This window comes from Nonomuraea sp. K271 (assembly GCF_009908215.1).
In the GTDB taxonomy this organism is placed as follows: domain Bacteria; phylum Actinomycetota; class Actinomycetes; order Streptosporangiales; family Streptosporangiaceae; genus Nonomuraea; species Nonomuraea longispora.
In genome coordinates this window covers 1-20,269 of the sequence record NZ_JAAAHR010000092.1, presented here as the reverse complement: position 1 = coordinate 20,269, position 20,269 = coordinate 1, and the positions used below count along the sequence as shown (strand labels likewise).

At 71.0% G+C, this 20,269-nt stretch carries 23 protein-coding genes; 9 read left to right on the top strand and 14 right to left on the bottom strand.

What is annotated here, in order from left to right:
• Window positions 1-23: 23 nt before the first annotated feature.
• Together GUY59_RS27825 and GUY59_RS50880 are read right to left on the bottom strand one after the other, a co-directional pair.
• A complete protein-coding gene (locus GUY59_RS27825; protein WP_132334322.1) occupies window positions 24-680 on the bottom strand; it encodes a response regulator in 657 nt (218 codons plus the stop codon).
• Window positions 677-1,828, bottom strand: coding sequence for a sensor histidine kinase (locus tag GUY59_RS50880; protein WP_138205903.1), 1,152 nt, complete (start codon window positions 1,826-1,828; stop codon window positions 677-679). Before GUY59_RS50880 ends, GUY59_RS27825 begins: the two co-directional genes overlap by 4 nt.
• A 155-nt stretch (window positions 1,829-1,983) precedes the next feature.
• Between GUY59_RS50880 and GUY59_RS27815 the strand changes: the two genes are divergently transcribed.
• The gene (locus GUY59_RS27815; protein WP_138205901.1) at window positions 1,984-2,349 is read left to right on the top strand and encodes a hypothetical protein; all 366 of its coding nucleotides are present in this window, start codon (window positions 1,984-1,986) and stop codon (window positions 2,347-2,349) included.
• Window positions 2,350-2,487: 138 nt separating this feature from the next.
• Here the strand turns inward: GUY59_RS27815 and GUY59_RS51455 are convergent, their stop codons facing one another.
• Entirely contained in the window at window positions 2,488-2,718 is a 231-nt protein-coding gene (locus GUY59_RS51455) for a sigma factor (protein ID WP_354533961.1), read from the bottom strand.
• Window positions 2,719-2,823: 105 nt separating this feature from the next.
• On the opposite strand from GUY59_RS51455, the gene GUY59_RS27805 reads away from it, so the two are divergent.
• Complete coding sequence (locus GUY59_RS27805) at window positions 2,824-3,537, top strand: acetoacetate decarboxylase family protein (protein ID WP_138205899.1); 714 nt, start codon at window positions 2,824-2,826, stop codon at window positions 3,535-3,537.
• 2 nt (window positions 3,538-3,539) lie between these two features.
• Here GUY59_RS27805 and GUY59_RS27800 read toward each other — a convergent pair whose 3' ends face one another.
• From GUY59_RS27800 to GUY59_RS50120, 6 genes are all read right to left on the bottom strand, one after another.
• Window positions 3,540-4,424: a glycosyltransferase family 2 protein gene (locus tag GUY59_RS27800; protein WP_132334327.1), complete on the bottom strand. Its 885-nt coding sequence runs from the start codon at window positions 4,422-4,424 to the stop codon at window positions 3,540-3,542.
• 187 nt (window positions 4,425-4,611) lie between these two features.
• Window positions 4,612-5,379: a CDP-alcohol phosphatidyltransferase family protein gene (locus tag GUY59_RS27795; protein WP_138205897.1), complete on the bottom strand. Its 768-nt coding sequence runs from the start codon at window positions 5,377-5,379 to the stop codon at window positions 4,612-4,614.
• On the bottom strand, window positions 5,357-6,397 hold the full coding sequence (locus tag GUY59_RS27790) for an iron-containing alcohol dehydrogenase family protein (RefSeq protein ID WP_165959712.1): 1,041 nt from the start codon (window positions 6,395-6,397) through the stop codon (window positions 5,357-5,359). Before GUY59_RS27790 ends, GUY59_RS27795 begins: the two co-directional genes overlap by 23 nt.
• A gap of 27 nt (window positions 6,398-6,424) precedes the next feature.
• A complete protein-coding gene (locus tag GUY59_RS27785; RefSeq protein ID WP_132334330.1) occupies window positions 6,425-7,159 on the bottom strand; it encodes a phosphocholine cytidylyltransferase family protein in 735 nt (244 codons plus the stop codon).
• A gap of 131 nt (window positions 7,160-7,290) precedes the next feature.
• Window positions 7,291-7,899 carry a DUF5941 domain-containing protein gene (locus GUY59_RS50125; protein WP_201761413.1) on the bottom strand — a complete coding sequence of 203 codons (609 nt, stop codon included), beginning with the start codon at window positions 7,897-7,899 and terminating at the stop codon, window positions 7,291-7,293.
• A gap of 11 nt (window positions 7,900-7,910) precedes the next feature.
• Window positions 7,911-9,335 (bottom strand): CDP-alcohol phosphatidyltransferase family protein, encoded by a 1,425-nt coding sequence (locus GUY59_RS50120; RefSeq protein ID WP_252375146.1) that lies wholly within the window; start codon window positions 9,333-9,335, stop codon window positions 7,911-7,913.
• Between the two features lie 112 nt (window positions 9,336-9,447).
• Between GUY59_RS50120 and GUY59_RS27770 the strand changes: the two genes are divergently transcribed.
• Both GUY59_RS27770 and GUY59_RS27765 read left to right on the top strand, forming a co-directional pair.
• On the top strand, window positions 9,448-10,722 hold the full coding sequence (locus GUY59_RS27770; protein ID WP_138205893.1) for a bifunctional cytidylyltransferase/SDR family oxidoreductase: 1,275 nt from the start codon (window positions 9,448-9,450) through the stop codon (window positions 10,720-10,722).
• A 26-nt stretch (window positions 10,723-10,748) separates the two neighbouring features.
• On the top strand, window positions 10,749-12,482 hold the full coding sequence (locus tag GUY59_RS27765) for a CDP-glycerol glycerophosphotransferase family protein (RefSeq protein ID WP_236667566.1): 1,734 nt from the start codon (window positions 10,749-10,751) through the stop codon (window positions 12,480-12,482).
• Between the two features lie 6 nt (window positions 12,483-12,488).
• On the opposite strand, the gene GUY59_RS27760 is transcribed toward GUY59_RS27765, so the two are convergent.
• The gene (locus tag GUY59_RS27760) at window positions 12,489-13,505 is read right to left on the bottom strand and encodes a glycosyltransferase family 2 protein (protein WP_138205891.1); all 1,017 of its coding nucleotides are present in this window, start codon (window positions 13,503-13,505) and stop codon (window positions 12,489-12,491) included.
• An 82-nt stretch (window positions 13,506-13,587) separates the two neighbouring features.
• Between GUY59_RS27760 and GUY59_RS27755 the strand changes: the two genes are divergently transcribed.
• The 5 genes from GUY59_RS27755 to GUY59_RS27735 all read left to right on the top strand — a co-directional run bounded on the left by GUY59_RS27755 (window position 13,588) and on the right by GUY59_RS27735 (window position 17,993).
• Entirely contained in the window at window positions 13,588-15,027 is a 1,440-nt protein-coding gene (locus GUY59_RS27755) for an LCP family protein (RefSeq protein ID WP_138205889.1), read from the top strand.
• Window positions 15,028-15,062: 35 nt separating this feature from the next.
• A complete protein-coding gene (locus GUY59_RS27750; RefSeq protein ID WP_132334335.1) occupies window positions 15,063-15,410 on the top strand; it encodes an STAS domain-containing protein in 348 nt (115 codons plus the stop codon).
• A 47-nt stretch (window positions 15,411-15,457) separates the two neighbouring features.
• Entirely contained in the window at window positions 15,458-16,336 is an 879-nt protein-coding gene (locus GUY59_RS50875; protein ID WP_138205887.1) for a GNAT family N-acetyltransferase, read from the top strand.
• Window positions 16,333-17,172 carry an LLM class flavin-dependent oxidoreductase gene (locus GUY59_RS27740; protein WP_252375145.1) on the top strand — a complete coding sequence of 280 codons (840 nt, stop codon included), beginning with the start codon at window positions 16,333-16,335 and terminating at the stop codon, window positions 17,170-17,172. The genes GUY59_RS50875 and GUY59_RS27740 overlap by 4 nt, the downstream gene beginning before the upstream one ends.
• Window positions 17,173-17,261: 89 nt before the next feature.
• Window positions 17,262-17,993 carry a hypothetical protein gene (locus GUY59_RS27735; protein ID WP_138205885.1) on the top strand — a complete coding sequence of 244 codons (732 nt, stop codon included), beginning with the start codon at window positions 17,262-17,264 and terminating at the stop codon, window positions 17,991-17,993.
• A gap of 8 nt (window positions 17,994-18,001) precedes the next feature.
• Here GUY59_RS27735 and GUY59_RS27730 read toward each other — a convergent pair whose 3' ends face one another.
• The 4 genes from GUY59_RS27730 to GUY59_RS27715 form a co-directional block, all read right to left on the bottom strand.
• Window positions 18,002-18,823 carry a hypothetical protein gene (locus GUY59_RS27730; RefSeq protein WP_138205883.1) on the bottom strand — a complete coding sequence of 274 codons (822 nt, stop codon included), beginning with the start codon at window positions 18,821-18,823 and terminating at the stop codon, window positions 18,002-18,004.
• 232 nt (window positions 18,824-19,055) lie between these two features.
• Window positions 19,056-19,226 carry a hypothetical protein gene (locus tag GUY59_RS27725; protein ID WP_161714733.1) on the bottom strand — a complete coding sequence of 57 codons (171 nt, stop codon included), beginning with the start codon at window positions 19,224-19,226 and terminating at the stop codon, window positions 19,056-19,058.
• A 31-nt stretch (window positions 19,227-19,257) separates the two neighbouring features.
• Window positions 19,258-19,665: a VOC family protein gene (locus tag GUY59_RS27720; RefSeq protein ID WP_138205881.1), complete on the bottom strand. Its 408-nt coding sequence runs from the start codon at window positions 19,663-19,665 to the stop codon at window positions 19,258-19,260.
• 12 nt (window positions 19,666-19,677) lie between these two features.
• Window positions 19,678-20,269: C39 family peptidase (locus GUY59_RS27715; RefSeq protein ID WP_201761412.1), on the bottom strand; the 592-nt coding region annotated here is incomplete at its 5' end.

Below are 20,269 nucleotides of genomic sequence, written 5' to 3'. Positions count from 1 at the left end.
CACCAAGGCCCGCCCGCGTGCGCTCACGCCGGCGGGCCGAGGCCCGACTGGATCGCGAACACGACGAGCTGCGCCCTGTCACGGGCCCTCAACTTGAGCATCGCCCGGCTGACATGGGTACGCACCGTCTCGGTGCTGAGCACCAGCCGGGCAGCGATCTCGTCGTTGGACATGCCGGTGGCCACCCAGGCCGTCACCTCGCGTTCGCGCTCGGTCAGCTCCTTGACGCCGGGATGCGCGATCATGGCGGGGGTGCGCCGGGTGAACTGAGAGATCACGCTCCGGGTGACCGACGGCGACAACAACGACTCGCCGCCGGCGACCACGCGAACCGCGCGCAGCAACTCGTCCGGCTCGGCGTCCTTGAGCACGAACCCGCTGGCCCCGTCACGCAGCGCCTCGAACACGTACTCCTCCAGGCCGAACGTGGTCAGCATGACCACACGTACCGATGACAGCGCCGGATCGTCGCTGATCTCCCGCAGAGTCGCCAGGCCGTTCATCTCGGGCATCCTGATGTCCATCAGCACCACGTCCGGCCTGGTTTCGCGGACGACGGCCAGCCCGGACCGGCCGTCGGCGGCCTCTCCGACGAGCTCCGTATCAGGCTCGGAGCGCAGCAGCGTACGCACGCCGACCCGGATCAGAGCCTGGTCATCGATGACGACGACGCGGATCATGGTACTTCCTCCACAGGGATCCGGGCCGTGACGGAGAATCCACCGCCGGGAAGGGGGCCCGCCTCCAGCTCCCCGCCCAGTTGCTCGGTCTGCGCTCGCATGCCCCGGATGCCGAGACCGCCGCCGGGACTCATGGCGCGCGAGGCCCGGTCGCCGCCGGTGTCGGTGACCTCGACCAACAGCTCATCGCCGTCGCGGCGGATCAGAACCCGGACGGCGGCCGTGCCCGCGTGCCGTAGCACGTTCGTCAGCGCCTCCCGCACGATCCGGAACGCGGCGGAGTCCACCGGCCCGGCCAGGCCGAGGTCCGGCTGGACGTTCAAGGTCAAATCGATCCCGGCCGCCCTGACCCTGCCCGAGAGCTCGCCGAGGCCGTCCAGTCCCGGCACAGGCTGGCGCTGCGCGGGTTCGTCGCCGCGCAGGTGCTCCAGCTCCGCGCGCAGGCTGTCCAGCGCCTCGCGGCTGGTGGCGCGTACCGCCTCCATGGCCTGACGGGCCTCCACCGGGTCACGATCGAGCACGTGCAGCGCCACCCCCGCCTGCATCGCGATGGCGGCCAGCCCGTGGCCGATGGTGTCGTGCAGATCCTGCGCCATCCGCAAGCGTTCCTCCGATGCCATCCGCCGCGCCTGCTCCGTGCGCACGCCCGCGGCGGCCTCCCGCCGGATCCGTACCGTGGTCCCGATCGTCAGCACGACCAGCGTGACCGCTGCCCACACGAGTACGTCCACGACCATCGCCGACCCGCTGGCCCCCGGCTCCGCGGCGACCTTGGCGAACAGGCCCACGATCAGCACGCCGAAGTCCGCCGCCACGACCAGCCCCGCCTGGACGGCCGGCCATGCCGCGGCCACGCCGTACATCGCGGCGGGCACCGTCAGCAGAACCGGCCCGAACGGATAGCCGGCCGCCAGATAGGTCACGACCGCCGCGCCGTTGAGCAGCAGCACCAGCCCCGGTCTGCGCCGCCAGGCCAGCGCCAGGGCCGCGGCCACCACCAGCGCGTACGCCCCGGCGTCCAGCGGGCGCGCCGCGTCAGGCTGGTACACGGCCGCCGGCCCGGTGCCGACCAGGTTGGCGGCGAGAAAGGGCAGGCACGGCCACGCGTCGACCGACCAGCTCCGCGTACGGTCCGCGATGCTCGTCACGGTCCTGACTTTAACTGCTGCCGTAACCGCTGCCGTCCTCACCACAGCTACGCGGATCCGCGTATCCGGGAGGCCGCGGCCACGGGGACGACCCGGTAGCGGCGGCCCGGTCACAGTGAAGCGTCGGATCAGCGCAGGCGAAGGAAGCGATGAAAATGAACAGAACGCTGTCGGGCGTCCGCCTGGTCACCGTGGCCGGGCTGATCGCCGGTGCCGTGGGCATGGTCGTCCAGCGCGTGGCGGGCGTGAACATGCCGGTCGTGCCACCGGGCCTCGTCCTGCTGGTCGGGTCGGCACTGCTGATCGCCTTCACCGGCTGGCGCTGGACCCCGGCCTTGGGCGCGTTGATCGGGCTCTCGGAGGCCGCCGCCATCGTCGCCACCGGCCAGCTCGCCGTCCTTGCCGACGTGACCTCGATCGGCGTCTTCCTCGGCACCTGGATCAGGACCATCGGCGTGGTGGTCGCCTCGGTCGCCGGGGTGCTCGCCACCGTGGCCGCCTACCGCTCACGAACGGCGTGACTCCTCCCGTCCGGCGACGACGACGACGACGGCGGCGGACGGGGACGAGGCCGCCCGCTGACGCCCCGGCCCCCGCAGCCGCGGACCATGAGAGCAGTACGTGGACCCTGTCCGGCAACCCCAGCTTAATCGGGACGCTCAACACGCTCGGCGGGCACCGGTACCGGCTGCCCGGCCGTGGCGATGCGGATGCCGTCGCGGATCGCGGACCGCGGGGACGCGCCAGGCGGCCGGGTTCTCACCACGCCGGCCCAGCAGGGCCCTGGTCGCCTTGACGAACGTCTCCTGTGCCAGGTCTTCCGCGAGATGGGGGTCACGGGTCCTGCGCAGGAGGAACCCGCACACGAGCGGCCAGTGCTCGCGATACAGCTCCTCGATGATGACGCCCCCCGTGTCGGTTGGAAACTCACATCACACCTAGACGGCACCGGGGCGGGAATGGTCACACGGCTTGCCGGTTGATGTACTGAAAGCATGGCAACGCATCTGATCCAGGGCCGGACGGTCGGCATGCCGGTGCGGGTGCGGGACGCGGAGATCTGCGGCGCCTTCTACCCGGTGCGCGCCGACGCCGCCAGGGCGGTCATCGCGTACTCCGGGCTCGACGTCGCCGAGGTCCTGCCGGGCAAGGCCGTCTGCGTGCTGCTGTTCGTCGACTACCGCGACGGCGATCTCGACGCCTACCACGAGTTCGGCATGGCCTTCCTGGTGCGCCCTCCGGGCGTGTCGGGACCCATGAAAGCGGCGGACCTGTCGCGGGCCGGGGTGTTCGTGCACTGGCTGCCGGTCGACCAGCAGTTCACGCTGGAAGCCGGGCGCACGTTGTGGGGGTTTCCGAAGGAACTGGCCGACATCGAGTTGCGGCTCGGATCGCCGTACAAGCGGTGTGTGCTGCGCAAGGACGGCCGGCTCGTGCTCGACATGCTGGTCAGGCCGGGCGTGCCGGTGCCGGGGGCCACCGTGGTGAAGCCGCTGGAGGCGTACACGCACCGGGAGGGCGTCACGCGGCGCGTGCCCTGGTCGGCGCGGGCGCGCCGCGCCAGGATCCGCCCCGGCGGGGCGCTGATCCGCCTGGGCAACCATCCCATCGCCAAGGAGCTGAGCGAGCTGGGGCTGCCGAAGCGGGCGTTGTTCAGCATGAACGTCGCACGCGCCGAGATGCTCTTCGGCGCGGCCAGGGAGGCGTGAGCTCAGACGATCGGCGGACGGCCCAGCTTCACCATGCGCCAGGCCGTGCGCCACGCCATGGGACGGCGCTCGCCGGCGGGGGTGCGCAGGCCCTCGAAGAAGCCGGCGAACCAGGCTTTGAGCGCGCCGCCCGAGCCGCGCTCGCGCACGAGAGTGAGCACGACCCAGTTGGTGAGGTAGAGGAACGCCAGCGGCCACGGCAGATTGCGCCGGGCCAGCCAGACCCGGTTGCGGGCGTTGAGCCGGTAGAACTCGGTGTGCCGCGTCGGCGGCACCTGCGGGTGGTACATCACCGTCTCGGCGTCATATTCGATGCGGTAGCCCTCGCCGAGCAGCCGCCAGGCCAGGTCGGTCTCCTCGTGCGCGTAGAAGAACCGCTCGGGCAGGCCGCCCACCTGAAGGAAGGCGGAGCGCCTGACGGCCGAGGCGCCCCCGAGGAACGTCGTGACGGGTGAGGAGCGCTGCGGGTCGCCCGCGCGCAGGCGGGGGACGTGCCGCCGCTGACCGATGCCTCCGTCGGGATCCATCACCCGGAAGGAGATCACCGCGAGGTCGGGCTCGGTGGCGAAACGGTCGCGCACGTGGGCGACCACCTTCTGGCTGGCATACCAGCCGTCGTCGTCGAGGAACAGCACGACGTCGCCCGAGCACTCCTCCACGCCGCGGTTTCGGCCTGCGGGGATGCCGGTGTTCTGGTCGAGCCGGATCGATTTCACGATCGCGGACGACCCCTCGGGTGGCGTCGCCGACACCTCGGGCACGTCGGCGCCATTGCCTACGATCACCACCTCGACGTCGCCGTCGACCTGGTTGAGCGCGGACTCGACCGCCCGGTTCAGCTCCGCGACCCGGTTGCCCATGGTGAGGATGACGCACGAGATCTTCAACGAATCATCGTCCTGACGCGTTGAGAGCACGAGCGGAGCATTCTTTCATGATCACCGAGTCTGCTGGTCTGCATGGTTTGGGATATGGGTGGAGCTAAGCGTATCGGAACCGTCAGTGAACCCCCACCGAACGGAGGACGTCCGATCAATACGACGGACGAGGGGCTCCATCGGTTCCGACATGAGATCACGCAAGTCGCCTCGATGCCAGGATGCTGACCAGATGCAGAACAACCTGGAGGCAGGCCGCGGCGAAACAGGCGACGAGCAACACCCTGGTGGGGGTGAGATCGCCGGTCACCAGATCGATCACCGCGGTCGCCAGCGCGAGCAGCGACAGCTCCACCGGCTGCACGATGCGGTGGAACTTCGTCGCCGACAACACCCGCCTGCCCAGCCCCAGCAGCCCTGAGCGGAACTGGCCCACCGAGGCCTCGGTCGCCGCCGCCAGTCCGCCCTTGGCCCGCGCCACCTCCACGAGGTCGGTTTCGGCCTTGATGAGGATCGCGCCCAGCGCGGCGGCGACCCCCAGCACGGTGTACCAGTCGGGCAGGACGACCGAGGCCCGCCAGCCCAGCCCCGCGAGCAGCGCCGCCTCGGTGAAGTAGGCGCCGACGCGGTCGAGGTAGACGCCGACCAGCGAGGTCTTGCCCGTCCAGCGCGCCAGCTCGCCGTCGGAGCAGTCGAGCAGGAGGTAGACCTGGACGAGCAGGGCGGCGAACACGGCCGCCCACAGCCCCGGCAGGGCCAGCACGACCCCGGCCACGACGCCGGCCACCGTCATCACCCAGGTGAGCTGGTTGGGCGTGACCGGCGTCCTGGCCATCAGCCACGTAACGTAGATGGACATCCTGCGCATGTAGAGGACGCCCGCCCAGTGCTCACCGTTCCTGCGCTGGAGGTGTCCGTCGGGCTGGGCGACCCGCCGCAGCTCAGCGACCGAAGGCCCGGACATAGTCCTCCACCCGATCGTGGATCTCGGAGTCCTGCATGCGCAGGTGCTCCAGGATCGTGTAGCGGCCGGGACGGGTGGCCGGCGCCAGCGCGACAGCCTCGGCGAACTGTTCGCTGGACAGCCCGATGTCGGCGGGGACGACCGGCAGCTCGTGGCGGCGCAGGCATTGGGTCACCTGCGTCACGCGAGCGTCGTCCTGCCTGAGGAAGAAGCAGAAGGCGGCACCGATCCCGGCGAGCTCGCCGTGATTGGAGGTGCCGGGGAAGAGCTGATCCACGGCATGAAGGATCTCATGGTCTCCACCGCTCGCGGGCCGGGAGGAGCCGGCGATCACCATCGACATGCCCGAAAGGATCAGCGACTCGGCCAGCACGGTGAGGAACGCGTCGGACTCGATGGAGTCGGCCCGCCCGATCAGCGCCTCCGCGGCGGTGCGGGCCATGGAGCAGGCCAGCCCGTCGATCGGCTCGCCGCGCTCGACGTTGCCGAGCTGCCAGTCCTCGATCGCCGACAGGTTGCTCACCACGTCGCCCACGCCCGCCCTGACGAGCTGCTGCGGCGCGCTGTGCACGAAGTCGAGGTCGACAAGGATCGCCAGCGGCATCGGCACCCCGAACGTGCCCTTGCCGCCGTCGTAGACCAGGGAGGCGGTGGGCGAGCAGATGCCGTCGTGGGCGAGGTTGGTGGCCACGGCCACCATCGGGATGCCGGCGAGCGACGCGGCGTACTTCGTCGCGTCGATCGTCTTGCCGCCACCGACGCCGACCACGACCTCGTAGGCGCCCTTGCGCAGGTCGGCGCCGAGCGAGACGGCCGCGTCGACCGTGCCGTCGGCCACCCTGAAGACCTCGGCCTCACCCAGCGTGGGCGCTATCAGGCTTTCGATGTGGTCGCCCTGGCCGGGCCCGACGGCCACGGCGACCCTGCCGGACGTGGCCACGCGGCTGTCGGCCAGCAGCGCGCCGAGCTCCGCCACCGCGCCCCGCCTGACCTGCATGGTCAGCGGCGTCGGCAACATTCTCGCTAGAAGCGGCATCGCGCCCCCTCAGTAGCGCACGGCTATGGTGCGGGCCTTGGCCAGGTCGTCGTGGTTGTCCACCTCGACCCAGTCGACCTCACCGATGGGCGCGGCGTGGATCAGCTCACCGCGCTCGACCATCTCCTGGTAACCGTCCTCGTAGTAGAGCTGCGGGTCGCGCTCGAACGTCGCCTTGAGCGCGTCGGCCAGCCGTTCGGCCGCCCCCGGCCGGATGAGTGTGGCGCCGATGTACTCGCCGTAGGCCTCGGCCGGGTCCATCAGCTTGGTGATGCGGCGCAGCGCGCCCTCCGGCGAGAGCGTGACCTTCATCTCCTCGTCGGCGAGCTTCTTCACGTTGTCGACGGCCAGCAGGATGTCGCTCGTCCCGGGGGCCGACAGCAGGGTCTTCTCCACCGAGACGGGGTGCACGGTGTCACCGTTGACCAGCAGCGCGCCCTGGGCGAAGTAGTCGCGTGCGCACCACAGGGAGTAGGCGTTGTTCCACTCCTCGGCCTTGTCGTTGTGCACGAGGGTGAGCTTGACGCCGTGCCTGTCCTCGAGCTCCTCCTTGCGGTCGTGGACGGCCTGCGCCGCGTAACCGACGACGACCACGACCTCCCGCAGGTCCACCTCGGCCAGGTTGCGCAGCGAGATGTCCATGATCGTGGTTTCGCCGTCGACCGGCACGAGCGCCTTGGGCAGCGTGTCGGTGTACGGCCGCAGGCGTCGTCCGGCCCCGGCGGCCAGAACCATTCCCAGCAACGTGCACTCCTCAGTCGTAACGTGCGGCGGGGCACTGGACGCGACCCGCGCAGGGGGTGGGGCGGTCGTTGGACGCGCCACCGTAGGCCCAAAGGTTAGTTCCCTTTCGGCCTACGGTGGGTAATCTGTCATCAGTCTTGTGTTCCCGTATCCGCCGCTTCCGCACCCGCCTGGGGGGCGGCCAGCCAGCATGTGAGGCTCTCCCAGCCGAACAACACCCACAGATAGAGCGCGAACACCACATAGCCGCCGGCCAGCCAGCCTGTGAGAGCGACCAGCGAGACCACCATCATCCGCCCGTCCCAGCCGAGCCCGAACGTCGACAGCCAGGCCGGGGCGTAGACCCGCTGGCGCACCCGGTGGACCAGGTCGTAGTGGTGGAAGGCCAGCGCGCCGAGCAGCATCATGATGATCACGGGGTGCACCCCGTGGGCGAAGCCGCACGCCGCGATGAACGTGTACTCGATGACCCGCAGGATCGGCGGCACCAGCCAGTCGAGCCGGCCGTCGTGCGCGTGGCTGCTGCCCGGCCCGGCCAGCAGCAGCGTCACGGCGGGCGCGAACACGGCGAGCCCGTCGGACCCGGCCACCCCGAGCACCAGCAGCACCCCGGTGACGAACGTGCCCGCGATCACCGGCGGCAGCGGCGGCAGTTGCCCGGCCACGAGCATGCCCATGGCGCGCGAGAGCGGCCCGTCGTCGCGGTAGGCCACGACCGTGCTGCTGGGGACGGGTGCCATGTGGACCGATGTCACCGTGCCGACCTCGCGATCCGTCCGCAGAGCTGGTAGAGGGCCGCCACACCGCCCCAGCACAGCAGCGACAGGAACGTGACCTTGGCGTTCCAGCATGCGGCGGTGACGGCGATCAGGGCGGTGCGCTCGCCGATGGGCAGCACAATGATCTTCTTGAGCCAGCGGGTCACGGTGTCGCGTTCCAACCGCTGGGCGAGGCCGAGCACTCCCCTGGCGCGGCGGGCGTCCTCCGACTCCAGCAGGGAGCGGGCCGGCCGGCCCCACAGGGCGCCGACGCGGGCGGTGTCGGCCACGGCCCCCGCGTACGTGTAGTCGACGGCGTGCCGGACGATCTGCAGGATCATCGCGGCGACCGCGAGATACCAGATGCGGGGCCCGGCGTATCCGGCGGCCAGGCCGATGTAGACGACGTATTCCTTGACCCGGTCGGCCATGCCGTCGGCCCACGCGCCGAGTGGGGAGAACGTGCGGGTGTAGCGGGCGAGCTGGCCGTCGAGGCAGTCGAGCGCGAACGACAGGTAGAGCAGCACCGCTCCGGCCAGCCGCGTGGCCGGGGTGCCGGCGGAGAACCAGACGGCCGCCAGCAGCGCCAGGCCGACGGAGACGCCGGTGACGGTGTTGGGCGTCAGCTTGAGCAGGGCGGCCGGCCTGATCAGGTGGCGGGTCCAGGTGGAGACGAAGTAGGTCGCGAAGAAGCCGTCGTCGTGCTTGACGGCGGTCTCGATCTTGACCTTGGCCTCGTCGACCTCGGCCAGCTTGGCCAGGGCTGCGTCGGCGGAGATCTGGCCGGTCACCCGGTCGGCGTGCAGCGGCCCGAGTGTCGCCGCGCGCACCGCCACGCCCGATCTGACCAGCCCGACGAGCAGCAGGTCGACGGCCTCGACCGGGGTGACAGGGCCGAGGCGGCCGGTGTCGGCCAGCTCGGCCAGCTCCTCGGCGATGTCGGCGAGCACGCCGAGGTCGGATTCGGAGGCCTGCAGCACGCCCCTGAACGTGGCGTTCGCCTCGGGGACGAGGTGGAACGAGCTGCCCGCGGCGACGACCTTGGCGCCTTCGACGCGTACGGGCGGCCGCAGCGGAGCCGCGGCCGTGTCGCGGCAGACCAGCGCGCCCGTGTCGTGGGCGGGGTGTTCGAGCAGCAGGGCCAGCGCCTCGGTGTGGACGACGAGGTCGCCGGGCAGCACGGCGACGGCGCCGTTGGTGGTGCGCGCGATCTTGGCCACCCCGCGCAGGTCGGCGCCGAGGCCGCCGCTGGGGGTCACCATGTGCACCTCACGCACCGGAAGCGTGGCGAGCTGGTCGCCGAGCCGGTCGAGCAGTGTGCCGGCGTCGCAGGTGAGCCCGCATGCCGGGGTCGTGGCGAGGACCACGACGGTGGTGTGCGGGCTGGTGGTGCCACTTCGCGTCATAGAGTCGGGCAAGGCACAGGTCTCCTCCCGGTCGGGTCGGGAGCGCGTGGGCACGTGGGTGCGTAGGCACAGCGTAGCGACAGGTCAGCGCGATATCACGGAACAGGACCGTTAGGCTCGCGGTATGACGTCACGGCTGCGGTCGGTTGGGGTGCTCCTCGCGGGCGGCGTGGGGCAGCGGTTCGGGCGCGACACGCCCAAACAGCTCGTCGAGGTGGCGGGACGGACCATCATCGAGCACTCGCTGGAGGTGTTCGAGCGCGCCCCCGAGATCGACGAGATCGTGGTGCTGATGACGCCGGGACACGCCGACCGGGTGCGCGAGATCGTCGCGCGGGGCGGCTACGGCAAGGTCAGCCAGGTGGTCGACGGCGGCGCGAGCCGTACCGAGAGCACGTGGCGGGCGTTGCGGGCGCTCGGCACGCAGGAGTGCAACGTGCTGCTGCACGACGCCGTACGCCCGCTCGTGGGGCCGCGCATCATCACCGACTGCGTCAGGGCTCTGCGCGAGCACCCGGCCGTCAACGTGGCGATCCCGAGCTCCGACACGGTGCTGGTGGCCGAGCCGGCGCCCGGCGGCGAGGTGATCGGCGACGTGCTCGACCGGTCGCGGTTGCGCCGCAGCCAGACCCCCCAGTGTTTCCGGCTCTCGCTGATCCGCGAGGCGTACGCGCGGGCCATGGCCGACCCCGGCTTCGGCGAGCGGCCCGCCACCGACGACTGCGGCGTGGTCCTGCGCTATCTGCCCGGCGTCCCGATCCATCTGGTGCCGGGCAGCGAGCACAACATCAAGGTCACCCATCCGGCCGACCTGCACATCGCCGAGCGGCTCTTCCAGCTCGCCGCGAGGGTACCGGCGGGCGGTCCCGAAGGGCTGGACGGGCAGAGCGTGGTGGTCTTCGGCTCGGCGGAGATCGCGGAGCTGGCCGCCGCCCGCGGCGCCCGTGTGCACACCTTCTCCGAGGCCGACGGGGTGCGCGTCGACGACGCCGGCGCGGTGGCCAAGGCACTCGAGGGCGTGGGAGGCGTCGATCACGTGGTGAACGCGGCGGTCGCCGGCCACACGGGCGGGCTCGCCGAGGCCACGGGCGAGCACGTCGCCGAGGCGGTGGGCGTCAACCATCTGGGCACGCTCAACGTGGCCCGCGCCGCCCGCCCGCACCTGCGCGGCAGCCTGCTGCTGCACGCCCCGCCCGGTTCCGGGGCGCTGCACGCGGCCTCGCGGGCCGCGGTGGCCGGGCTCACCCGGGCGCTGGCCCGCGAATGGGCTGCTGACGGCATCCGGGTCAACTGCCTCAATATCGGTACGTCTCAGCACCTCGTCGCGCAGACCTCGCTGGACATCCTCATCTCCGACCTATCAGGGCAAGTCATAGAGGTGGGCGTGGACGACGCTTGACCCGAGACTTGTTACCGTGCGATCACATGAGGAGACTCATCTTGATCGCGGCACTGCTCGGCTGCTACCCCGTCCTGCTGGCGTCGGCCCTGTGGCCGGCGCCGGTGGTGTTCGGGGCCGTCGCCGCGGCCTCCTATCTGGTGGAGCACGTGGCTCCGCGGGCCGGCCGGCCACTGCCCGACCTGCTGTGCAAGGTGCATCTCGGGCTCACGCTGCGCTTCGCGGCCAGGGAGACCATGGCGCTGCTGCTGGTGGCGCGGACGGCCGGGCCCGACTCGCCGTGGTTCCTCGGGATGGCGGCCGGCGTGTTCGCGATCCACGTCGTACGCGCCGGGCACGCCGGCCTGGCCCTGCGGCTCAAGCAGATGCTCAGCCGGATGCCGGTGACGACCCGCAACCTCGACGTCTCCACACTCCGCGTCCCCAAGCTGCCGCCCCGCTTCCTGCGTGACGACCGCAGCGCGCGTCTCCTCTATCTCGACGCGCTGCCGGTGCTCGGCGCGGCGTTCGACGTCAGGGTGGCGGCGCTCGGGGCGGGCCTCGCCGTCGCGCTCGGCGCCGCCGGCACGCTCGCGCTCATCCCGTACGTACGCCGTGCCGCCCCCCTCACCGACCGGGCGAGGGTCATGGAGGTCGTGGCGGAGCAGGTGGAGAAGTACCGCCCCGAGGTCGTCCTGTACTTCTCCGGCGCCCCCGCCGCCGCCTACCAGGCCCGGATGTGGCTGCCCGTGCTCGAACGCATCGACAGGCGCGCCATCGTCGTGCTCCGCGAGCGCGGCATGGCCGCCCACCTGGAGCCGACCACCCTGCCGATGGTGTGCTTCCCTTCGTCGGCCGACCTGATGAGCTTTCGCGCCCTGGCCGACGCCAAACTCTGCCTGTACGTCTCCAACGCCGGCCGCAACGTGCACATGCTGCGCATTCCGACCCTGCGCAGCGTGTTCCTCAACCACGGCGACAGCGACAAGGAGGCGTCGTTCAACCCGTTCTCCCGGGTCTACGACGAAGTGTGGGTGGCCGGACCGGCCGGCCGCGACCGCTACCGCCGCGCCAGGGTGGGGGTCAGGGACGAGAACATCCACGAGGTGGGCAGGCCGCAGCTCGAAGGCATCTCGACGGAGGGGCCAGGACTGCCGTACCGGACCGTGTTGTACGCCCCGACCTGGGAGGGCTGGAGCGACGACCTGCTGCACACGTCGCTGATCAGCATGGGCCCGCGCATCGTGCGGGCGCTGCTCGACCACCGTCCGCGCCTGCGCGTGATCTACAAGCCGCATCCGCTGACCGGCCACCGCGACAAGAGCGCCGTCCGGGCGCACCGGAAGATCGTCACCATGATCGAGGAGGCCGAGCTGGCCACGTCGAAGGCGAGGCATCCGTCGGCGGCGGCCGGCGAGGCGCCGACGATCAGGCACCTGGTCGTCACCGGCTCGGAGCCGCATCTCTACGACTGCTTCAACCAGTGCGACCTGCTCATCACGGACATCTCCAGCGTCGTGGCCGACTTCCTGGCCAGCGAGAAGCCGTACGCGGTGACGAACGTGGCGGGCCTGCCGGAGCAGGCCTTCCACGAGCGTTACCCGAGCACCGAGGCGGGCGAGCTGCTCGGCCAGGACCTGGCCGGACTGGCGGACTTCCTCGGGGGGAAGGACACGCTGGCCCGGGCCAGGGTCAAGCTCAGGGCCTATCTGCTCGGGCCGGAGTATCCGGACGCGCTGACCCGTTTCAACGCGGCCATCGAGCGGGGGCTCGCGGGCTGAGCGACCTCACCGCGGCGGCCTGGCCAGTTTCCTGGGGCTGGTGAGGAAGCCCCAGCCCCAGGAGCAGTGCATGGTGGCGTACACGATCGGCAGGCGCAGTTTCGCGGTGGCCGGCAGCCCGCTGCCCGTCAGCGCCGAGCCGGCCACGATGGCCAGCGCGTAGCCCCCCGGGACGACCAGCGCGAGCGGCAAGAACGGCGAGGCGGCCAGCGCGAGCAGCATGGCCAGCACCGCGGCGGGCGGCGCGAGATAGCGCAGGTTGATCGTGCCCTCGTGGGTGCGCGCGACCACGCGCCGCCAGCGGCCGTAGTGGAAATACTGCCGGGCCAGCGCCTTGACGTTGGGCCGCGGCCGGTAGGTGACCCGCATGCGGGGCTGGAACCACACCAGGCCGCCGCTCTGGCGGATGCGGTGGTTCATCTCCCAGTCCTGGGCGCGCTGGAAGTGCTCGTCGTAGCCGCCGACCCGGACGAGCGCCGAGCGCCGGAACACGCCGAGGTAGACGGTGTCGGCGGGGCCCGCCGTGCCGCCCACGTGGAAGGCCGCGGCGCCCACACCGATCTTGGAGGTCATGGCGCAGGCCACGGCCTGCTCGAACGGCGTGACGCCTTCGGCGGCCATCACGCCGCCGACGTTGTCGGCGCCGGTCTCCATCAGCGTCTCCACCGCCACGCGCAGGTAGTCGGAGGGCAGCATGGCGTGCCCGTCGACCCTGGCGATGATGCCGTTGCGCGATGCGGCGATGGCGGCGTTGAGCGCGTTGGGGGTGCGGCCCGTGGGGTTGGGCACGACGGTCACCCGTGGGTCGGCCGCCGCGATGGCGTCGGCGACCTCCTGGGTGCGGTCTTGTGAGGGACCCACGGCGAGGACGACCTCGATCTCACCGGGGTAACTCTGGGCGAGGACCTGGTCGACGGCCTCGCGGAGATGCCGTTCCTCGTTGAGGACCGGCATGACGACGGAGATGGGGGGCCAGGCACGCGTCTCCGCGGGAGCGTGCGGCGAGTCGGGGAACTGCTTCATGGCGGGGCTCACGCTACTGTACGGGCAGGGGAGGAGGGCAATCGACAGCCCGATCCTCCGGCGTGAACAGAGGGGGACTTGCATGCGCGAGCCGGGCGAGGAGGACGCCGGTGTGCTCGTGGGCGGAGACGCCTATGGCGGCGTCAAGCTCCCGCCATCCCGCACCCGCAGGCCGCTCAGGAGCGCCAGGGCCCGCCGCCGCAACCTGATGATCGCGGGTTTCCTGTCCGCGTGCGTCCTCGTCACGACCGGCGTGGTGTGGGCGGCCCCGCGCCAGATCGGCACGGTCGACGCGGGCGTGACCGCGGCCTCGTCCCGCGGCGCCGAGAACATCCTGCTGGTGGGCGTCGACAAGCGCGACGACCTGACCCGCCAGCAGCAGAACCGCCTCAAGCTGGGCCGCGAGTCCGGGCAGCGCACCGACACCATGATGGTCATCCACCTGTCGGAGGACCACCGCAAGGTCACGGTGGTGAGCCTGCCGCGCGACACGTGGGTGACGGTGCCCGGCAAGGGCCATCACAAGATCAACTCGGCCTACCAGTTCGGCGGGCCCAAGCTGGCCAGGCAGACCGTCGAGGCCGCCACCGGGTTGCAGATCAACCGCTACATCGAGGTCAACATCCTCGGCTTCATCGACGTGGTCGACTCGCTCGGCGGGGTGACCGTGTGCACGCCCGTGCCGATCAAGGACCAGCGGATCGCGCTCGACCTGCCGGCGGGCACCCACAAGCTCGACGGCGTGCAGGCGCTCGGCTACGCCCGCACCCGCGCCACCGCCCGTTCCGACCTCGACCGCATCGATCGGCAGCAGCAGGTCATCTCCGCGCTGCTCGACCGGGCGTCGAGCGCGGGCACGCTGGCCAACCCCGGCACACTGGCCTCTTTCGTCAACTCGACGCTGAGCACGGTCAAGGTCGATCCCGACGACGGGCTGATCGGCCTGGCCACCCAGCTCAGGGACGTCTCGCTGCGGGACGTGAAGTTCGCCGAGGTGCCGCTGGCCGACGTCGACTTCGAGACGCCCACCGGGGAGTCGGCGGTGGTGTGGGACGAGCGGGCGGCCCGCGACATGTTCGCCAGGATCGACGCCGACCGCGACCCGGCCCAGCCGACCCCGTCGGCCTCCGCCACGCCGTCGGCCAAGCCGTCCTCCATCCCGCCGGAAGACATCTCGCTCACGATCAAGAACGGCACGCTGATCAACGGGCTCGGCGCCCGTACGAAGGAGGCTCTGGTCGCGTACGGGTTCAAGGTGCCCGATCAGCCGGGCAACACCAACAAGCACGACTACGGCAAGACGATCGTGCGCCACGGCAAGGGCCAGGAGGCCGCCGCGCGGGTGGTGGCCGAGGCCATCCCCGGGTCGGAGGTGCGTGAGGTGGACATCGACGGCATCGAGCTGATTCTCGGCAGCGATCAGCCCAAGGTCCGGCAGAAGGCTACGACATCCATGCCGACGCCGAAGCCGAGCGTTACACCATCCACCAAAACGGCAATGCAGAACATATGTAAGAAATAGGCATATCTTTCTGCCGGTCGGGACAGGTGAGGCCCATGCTGGTCAGACAGTGGCGGGAGGACCGCTGCACGGTGGTCCACATCGTTGGCGACCTTGACGTGGCAGGGGCCCCGAGGTTGCAGGCGGAGCTCGAGCAGGCGATGGCCGCCGCCGACCCGCTCCACCTGGTCATCGACCTGACCGAGGTCCCCTTCTGCGACTCCGTCGGACTGGGCGTGCTGGTCTCCACGTTCAACCAGGTGCACCAGCGGCACGGCCGCCTGATCCTCGTGGTCGGCCCCGGCATGATCCGCCACCTGCTGACCATCACCAACCTCGACCACCATTTCGAGACCACGGAGTCGCTCGGCGAGGCACGCACGGCCCTGGACGACGCCGCCTGACCAACGAGCGGGCTTGAACGGCGCGGGGCGTGCGAGAAGATGTCCTCGTGGGCGCACCCTACGGGAGCCCCTTCGCGCGCATGGAGGCTTTCACGTTGTTCGACCAGTTCCCCGAGCCTGCCCGCTCCCAGCTGGTGTCCGCTTTCGACGAAGGCAAGACGCGCCCCGAGTGGTGCTTCACGGAAGGGCAGGCCCGCCTGGCCTACTGGGCGCCCTTTCGCGGCTCCCCGCCGGTGATCACCTGGCAGTTCGACCCCGGTCCCGACCCCGTCGCCGCCGCCGGCCTGCTGCGCCGCAGCCTGGACGAGATGGGGCTGAGCAAGATGATCCACGACATCCCCCTCAAACCCGGACTCTCCCCCGTCGTCGACCGCGCCGTCGAGCACGAGGCCCTGACCCTGGCCGGCTTCACCATGGAGGTCGAGCGGCTCATGCTCGAATGGGCGGCGGGCACCGACCTGCCCGACGACCCCGGCCGGCTGTCCTACCGCCCCGCGCGCCGCATGGACCCGTCCTACGTGCTCGACATCCTCGTCCGCGTCTCCGAAGGCTCGCTCGACCACGACACCCGGGTCGAGGTGGCCACCGTCGGGGCCGAGCGCGAGGCCCGGTGGATGTACGACGACCTGCTCAGCCGCAAGGCCAAGCCCGACTGGTTCGTCATCGGCCACCTCGGCGACACCCCCGTCGGGCTGGTCGCCCCCGACGACCACTCCATCGCCTACATCGGCGTGCTGCCCGAGCACCGCGGCCGCGGCTACGTCAACGACCTGCTGGCCAGGGGCACCCGCACGCTCGCCGAGGCGGGCGTGCCGCGCATCGTCGCGGCCACCGACACCGCCAACCTTCCGACGGCCGCCGCGTTCCTGCGCGCCGGCTACTCGGAGGTCGGCCGGCTCTACCGCTACTACTGGAGGGCATCGTGAGGCTTGGCGTCATGTTCGACCGGGACCTGCCGCCCGAGCAGCTGATCCCGTTCGCCCGAGAACTCGACGGCACCGTCGTCGGCGACCTGTGGGTGGTGGAGGACCTCGGCTGGACGGGCGGCGTCTCGGCGGCGGCCACCGCGCTCGCCGTCACCTCCCGGCTGCGCGTCGGCATCGGCATCACCCCCGCTCCCCTGCGCAACCCGATGCTGCTGGCGATGGAGCTGGGCAACCTGTCCCGCCTGCACCCCGGCCGGCTCGCGGCCGGCATCGGGCACGGCGTACCCGGATGGATGCGCCAGGTCGGCGCGGCCGTTCCCTCGCCGCTGTCACTTCTCGAGGAGACGATCACGTCCGTACGCGCGCTGCTGCGCGGCGAGACGGTCACCCTGGACGGCCGGTCCGTACGTCTTGACGGCGTGTCGCTGGTGCATCCGCCCGCCGAGCCGCCGCCCGTGCTCGCCGGGGTGAAGGGCCCGCGCTCGCTGGCGCTGTCGGGGCGGGTCGCGCAGGGCACGATCCTGCCCGAGGGCGTCGGGCCGGAGCAGTTGCCCGGCATCCGGGCGCGGATCGGCGGCGGCGCCGGCCACGAGCTGGTGGTCTTCACCTACCTGCACATCGGGGACGACGCGGCCGGGGCGACCGGTGAGGCCGTGGCCGGGCAGGCGGAGTTCCTGGGCGTGCCGCCCGAGGACGTGGTGATGGCGGCCGGAACACCCGAGCAGGCTGCGGCGCAGGTCAAGAGCCTGTGGGCGGCGGGCGCCGACACGGTGGCGGTGCGCCCGCTGGGGTCCGGCCCGCTGCGCCACGTCCACGCGCTGCTGTCGGCCCTCTGAGGCGAATGGCTGAATGGCCGATGGGCGGCTGACGACGTTCGGTCCTCCGGCCGATGGCGGGCGGGCGTCGTCTCGCCACCATCGACCTCATGAGGCAGATCACAGTGTTAGTGGCCGGCGCGGCCGTCACGGCCATGGCCGTGACGGCCTGCAGCGTGAGCCTGGACGCCGACGAGGTGCGCTCCGCGCAGTCGTTCGCCTTCACGGGGACCGCGCTGTCGATCCGGTCGTCCGTGGGCGGCGTGCGCGTGCTCCAGGGCACCGGAGGGCGGGTCGAGGTGGAGCGGTGGGTACGCGGCAAGGCCGCCGGCGAGGGCAACGCCACCTGGTCCCTGCGCGACGGCACGCTCCGCCTCGGCGCCGACTGCACCATGGTGTTCGGCGACTGCGGCGCCCGCTACCACGTCCGGGTCCCGCCCGGCGTCCGGCTGTCCGTCCAGGCGGCCGACGGGGTCGTACTGAAGGGCCTCACCCAGGACGTCGACGTGGTGAGCCGCGACGACGTCCAGGTGACGGGCGCCTCGGGACGGCTGCGGCTGCGCACCGAGGGCTCGATCAGGGCCGAGGGCCTCACGTCGGCCGCGGTCAGGTGCCGGACGCTCGACGGGTCGATCGACGTGACGTTCGACCGCCCGCCCACCGACCTCGACCTGATCTCCCGCGACGGCAGGGTGACCGCGAAGGTGCCGCCCGGCCCGTACGCGGTGACCGCCACGAGCAAGGACGGCCGCGAGCGCACCACGGTCAAGCGCGAGACGAAGAGCTCCCGCATGATCGTCGCCCGCAGCGGGACGGGAGACGTCCGCGTCCTGGCCAGATGAGCCCTGTCCTACTCCCAGATGGCGGCGTACTTGCCGTTCTCGGCGTTCACCTGCACGGGATGCAGGCCGCGGCTCTTGAAGGTGTCGAACCGCTGCTGGTAGCCGGACGCGGACATGTCGACGTAGTGGGCCCAGGACTTGCGCCCGTCCTTGCGCCACACGGCCGTGTACGTGCCGTCGGGCGCCACCGCCACCTTGACCGGCCGGTAGCCCTTCGCCTTCTTCTCCTCGGCCGCCGCCTTGTGCCGCTGGGGCGACAGGCCGTACGTGTAGTACCAGGCGCCGCCGGAGTTGGTGGTCCAGACGCCCACGTAGCGGATGTCGCCGGGGGTGCCGTAGGCGTCGACGGAGGAGAGCGCGAGCCCCTGGGCGGTGGCCTTCTTGTTGTAGGCGGCGAACTGTGCGGGCGTGAGGCCGTGCTTGGTGTAGAACGCGCCGCGGCGCTTCTCCCAGATGGCCGTGAACACGGCGGAGGAGCCCGAGCCCGTGGCGGAGACGGAGATCGGCTGCGCGCCCTGCTTCATGGCGCCGTCGAACTTGGCCTGGAAGTCGGCGGGGGACATGCCCTGCCAGATGCCCCACTCCGGCCCAGAGCCCTTGACCCACACGGCCGCGTAGCGCTCGCCGTCGGAGACGTTCACCGTGATCGGACGGTATCCGCGGCTCTTGAGGGTCTTCACATGAGCCACGCTCTTGGCGGGGCTCGCATTGTGGTAGGCGTACCACGCCGGCCCGGTCTGGGCGGTGGCCGCGGGAGCCACCGCCACGGCCGGTGCGGCGAGTCCGGCTACCACGGACGCGACGACAGCGATCTTCCTCTTGGTCCGCATGACCCCTCCGATGAAGAAATATTTACTAGCTTTTTAAGGCGAGGTAAGACCATAACAGGGGATACGTGTAGGCCGCTGGCGGGTACCGGAGGCCGTGACAAGAGAGGACGCCCGGTCAAACACTGGTTCATCCTCGGTCAAGACGGGCTCAGCCGGCCCTCGATCGCGTGCTACCGGCCCTGGCACTGGACGAGGCCGGGCGAGCGCTGGTGGCCTACCAGGACCCCGACGCTCAGCAGATCGTGCTGGCCGCCTGCTCGGGCGGCCGGTGCCGGAGCGCCGGTGTGGCCAGGATCCGGCATGGCCTCGGCGAGAGCCTGGCCATGACGCTGGACGGCCAGGGGCGGCCGGTGATCGCCTGGATGGACAACGACGGACGATGGAGCAGCGAAATGGCGCTCAACGTCACCACAGTGCTCGAAGCCGGTACCTCGTCACGTCGCGGGCGGGAGGTCCTGAGCGGTAGACGCGACCAGTTCCACCTCGAACCCGTCGCGGTCCTCCAGGTAGGCGGCGTAGTGCTCGTCCCCGCCGGCATGCGGGTGCCGGTCGGGGAACAGCAGGGTCCAGCCGTACGCCGGCGCCTCCCCCACCAGCTCGTCGAGCCGGGCCCGGCCGTCCACGTGGAAGGCCAGGTGGTTCAGTCCGGGCCGGCGGCGGTCGTGCCGGTCGGCGGTGAGCGCCGGCGACTGCTCCAGCACCACGTACGTACGCCCCGACTGCCAGCTACGGCCGTCGCTCCACTCCTGGTAGGGGGTGTAGCCGAGGGCCGCCAACAGCCACTGCCAGCTCTCGGTGGCGCGGGGCAGGTCGGGCACCCAGAGCTCGACGTGGTGCAGCATCCGTGTAGTGAATCAGAGCTTCTCGATGAAGTACATGTTCCAGCCCGGCTGCAGGGTCTTGGCCAGGGTGGAGGCGCTGACGGTGTGGGAGCCGCCGGTCGATCTGCCCGGGTCGTAGACGGTGATGGTGCCGGCCAGCTTGTCGTAGCCGTACGCGATGATCGCGTGCGCGACCTTGGTGCCGTTGACCTTGCCCTTGTTCCAGGGCAGCTGCTCCATCCAGACCCCGAGCAGCGGCGCCTTGTGGTAGTCGCCGACGTTGGTGGAGATCCGGTCCATGAGCACTAGCGCGTTGCCGTCCCCGCTCTTCGGGACCGTGAACCGGAATCCCTTCGACTTGACGTACGCGTTGAGCACCGGCGTGACGGCGTTGCCCGTGGTGCCGCCGGGAGCGGCGGTCTTCATCTTCTTCGCCAGGGTCGCCTGGCTGACCTTGATGCCGAAGGTCGACAGGCTCATCGACGACGAAGCGGGCACGCAGTAGTAGCCGTTCTGCTGCCGCTGCCCGGTGAGGCTGAGTTTGTACTTCAGCGGGCTGAGCAGGCCCTTCGTCCCGGCGGTCGGGGACGAGGTGGGCGTGGCGCTCGGAGGCGGGGTGGTGGGG

Bases quoted from the DNA above. Each gene is read 5' to 3' on its own strand.
- GUY59_RS27755 (WP_138205889.1), top strand. From the start codon at position 13,588: ATGCGCGAGCCGGGCGAGGAGGACGCCGGTGTGCTCGTGGGCGGAGAC.
- GUY59_RS27795 (WP_138205897.1), bottom strand. From the start codon at position 5,379: ATGTCCGGGCCTTCGGTCGCTGAGCTGCGGCGGGTCGCCCAGCCCGAC.
- GUY59_RS27770 (WP_138205893.1), top strand. From the start codon at position 9,448: ATGACGTCACGGCTGCGGTCGGTTGGGGTGCTCCTCGCGGGCGGCGTG.
- GUY59_RS27765 (WP_236667566.1), top strand. From the start codon at position 10,749: ATGAGGAGACTCATCTTGATCGCGGCACTGCTCGGCTGCTACCCCGTC.
- GUY59_RS27730 (WP_138205883.1), bottom strand. From the start codon at position 18,823: ATGCGGACCAAGAGGAAGATCGCTGTCGTCGCGTCCGTGGTAGCCGGA.
- GUY59_RS50125 (WP_201761413.1), bottom strand. From the start codon at position 7,899: ATGGCACCCGTCCCCAGCAGCACGGTCGTGGCCTACCGCGACGACGGG.
- GUY59_RS27815 (WP_138205901.1), top strand. From the start codon at position 1,984: ATGAACAGAACGCTGTCGGGCGTCCGCCTGGTCACCGTGGCCGGGCTG.
- GUY59_RS27720 (WP_138205881.1), bottom strand. From the start codon at position 19,665: ATGCTGCACCACGTCGAGCTCTGGGTGCCCGACCTGCCCCGCGCCACC.
- GUY59_RS27805 (WP_138205899.1), top strand. From the start codon at position 2,824: ATGGCAACGCATCTGATCCAGGGCCGGACGGTCGGCATGCCGGTGCGG.
- GUY59_RS27750 (WP_132334335.1), top strand. From the start codon at position 15,063: ATGCTGGTCAGACAGTGGCGGGAGGACCGCTGCACGGTGGTCCACATC.
- GUY59_RS27825 (WP_132334322.1), bottom strand. From the start codon at position 680: ATGATCCGCGTCGTCGTCATCGATGACCAGGCTCTGATCCGGGTCGGC.
- GUY59_RS27760 (WP_138205891.1), bottom strand. From the start codon at position 13,505: ATGAAGCAGTTCCCCGACTCGCCGCACGCTCCCGCGGAGACGCGTGCC.
- GUY59_RS27735 (WP_138205885.1), top strand. From the start codon at position 17,262: ATGAGGCAGATCACAGTGTTAGTGGCCGGCGCGGCCGTCACGGCCATG.
- GUY59_RS27790 (WP_165959712.1), bottom strand. From the start codon at position 6,397: ATGTTGCCGACGCCGCTGACCATGCAGGTCAGGCGGGGCGCGGTGGCG.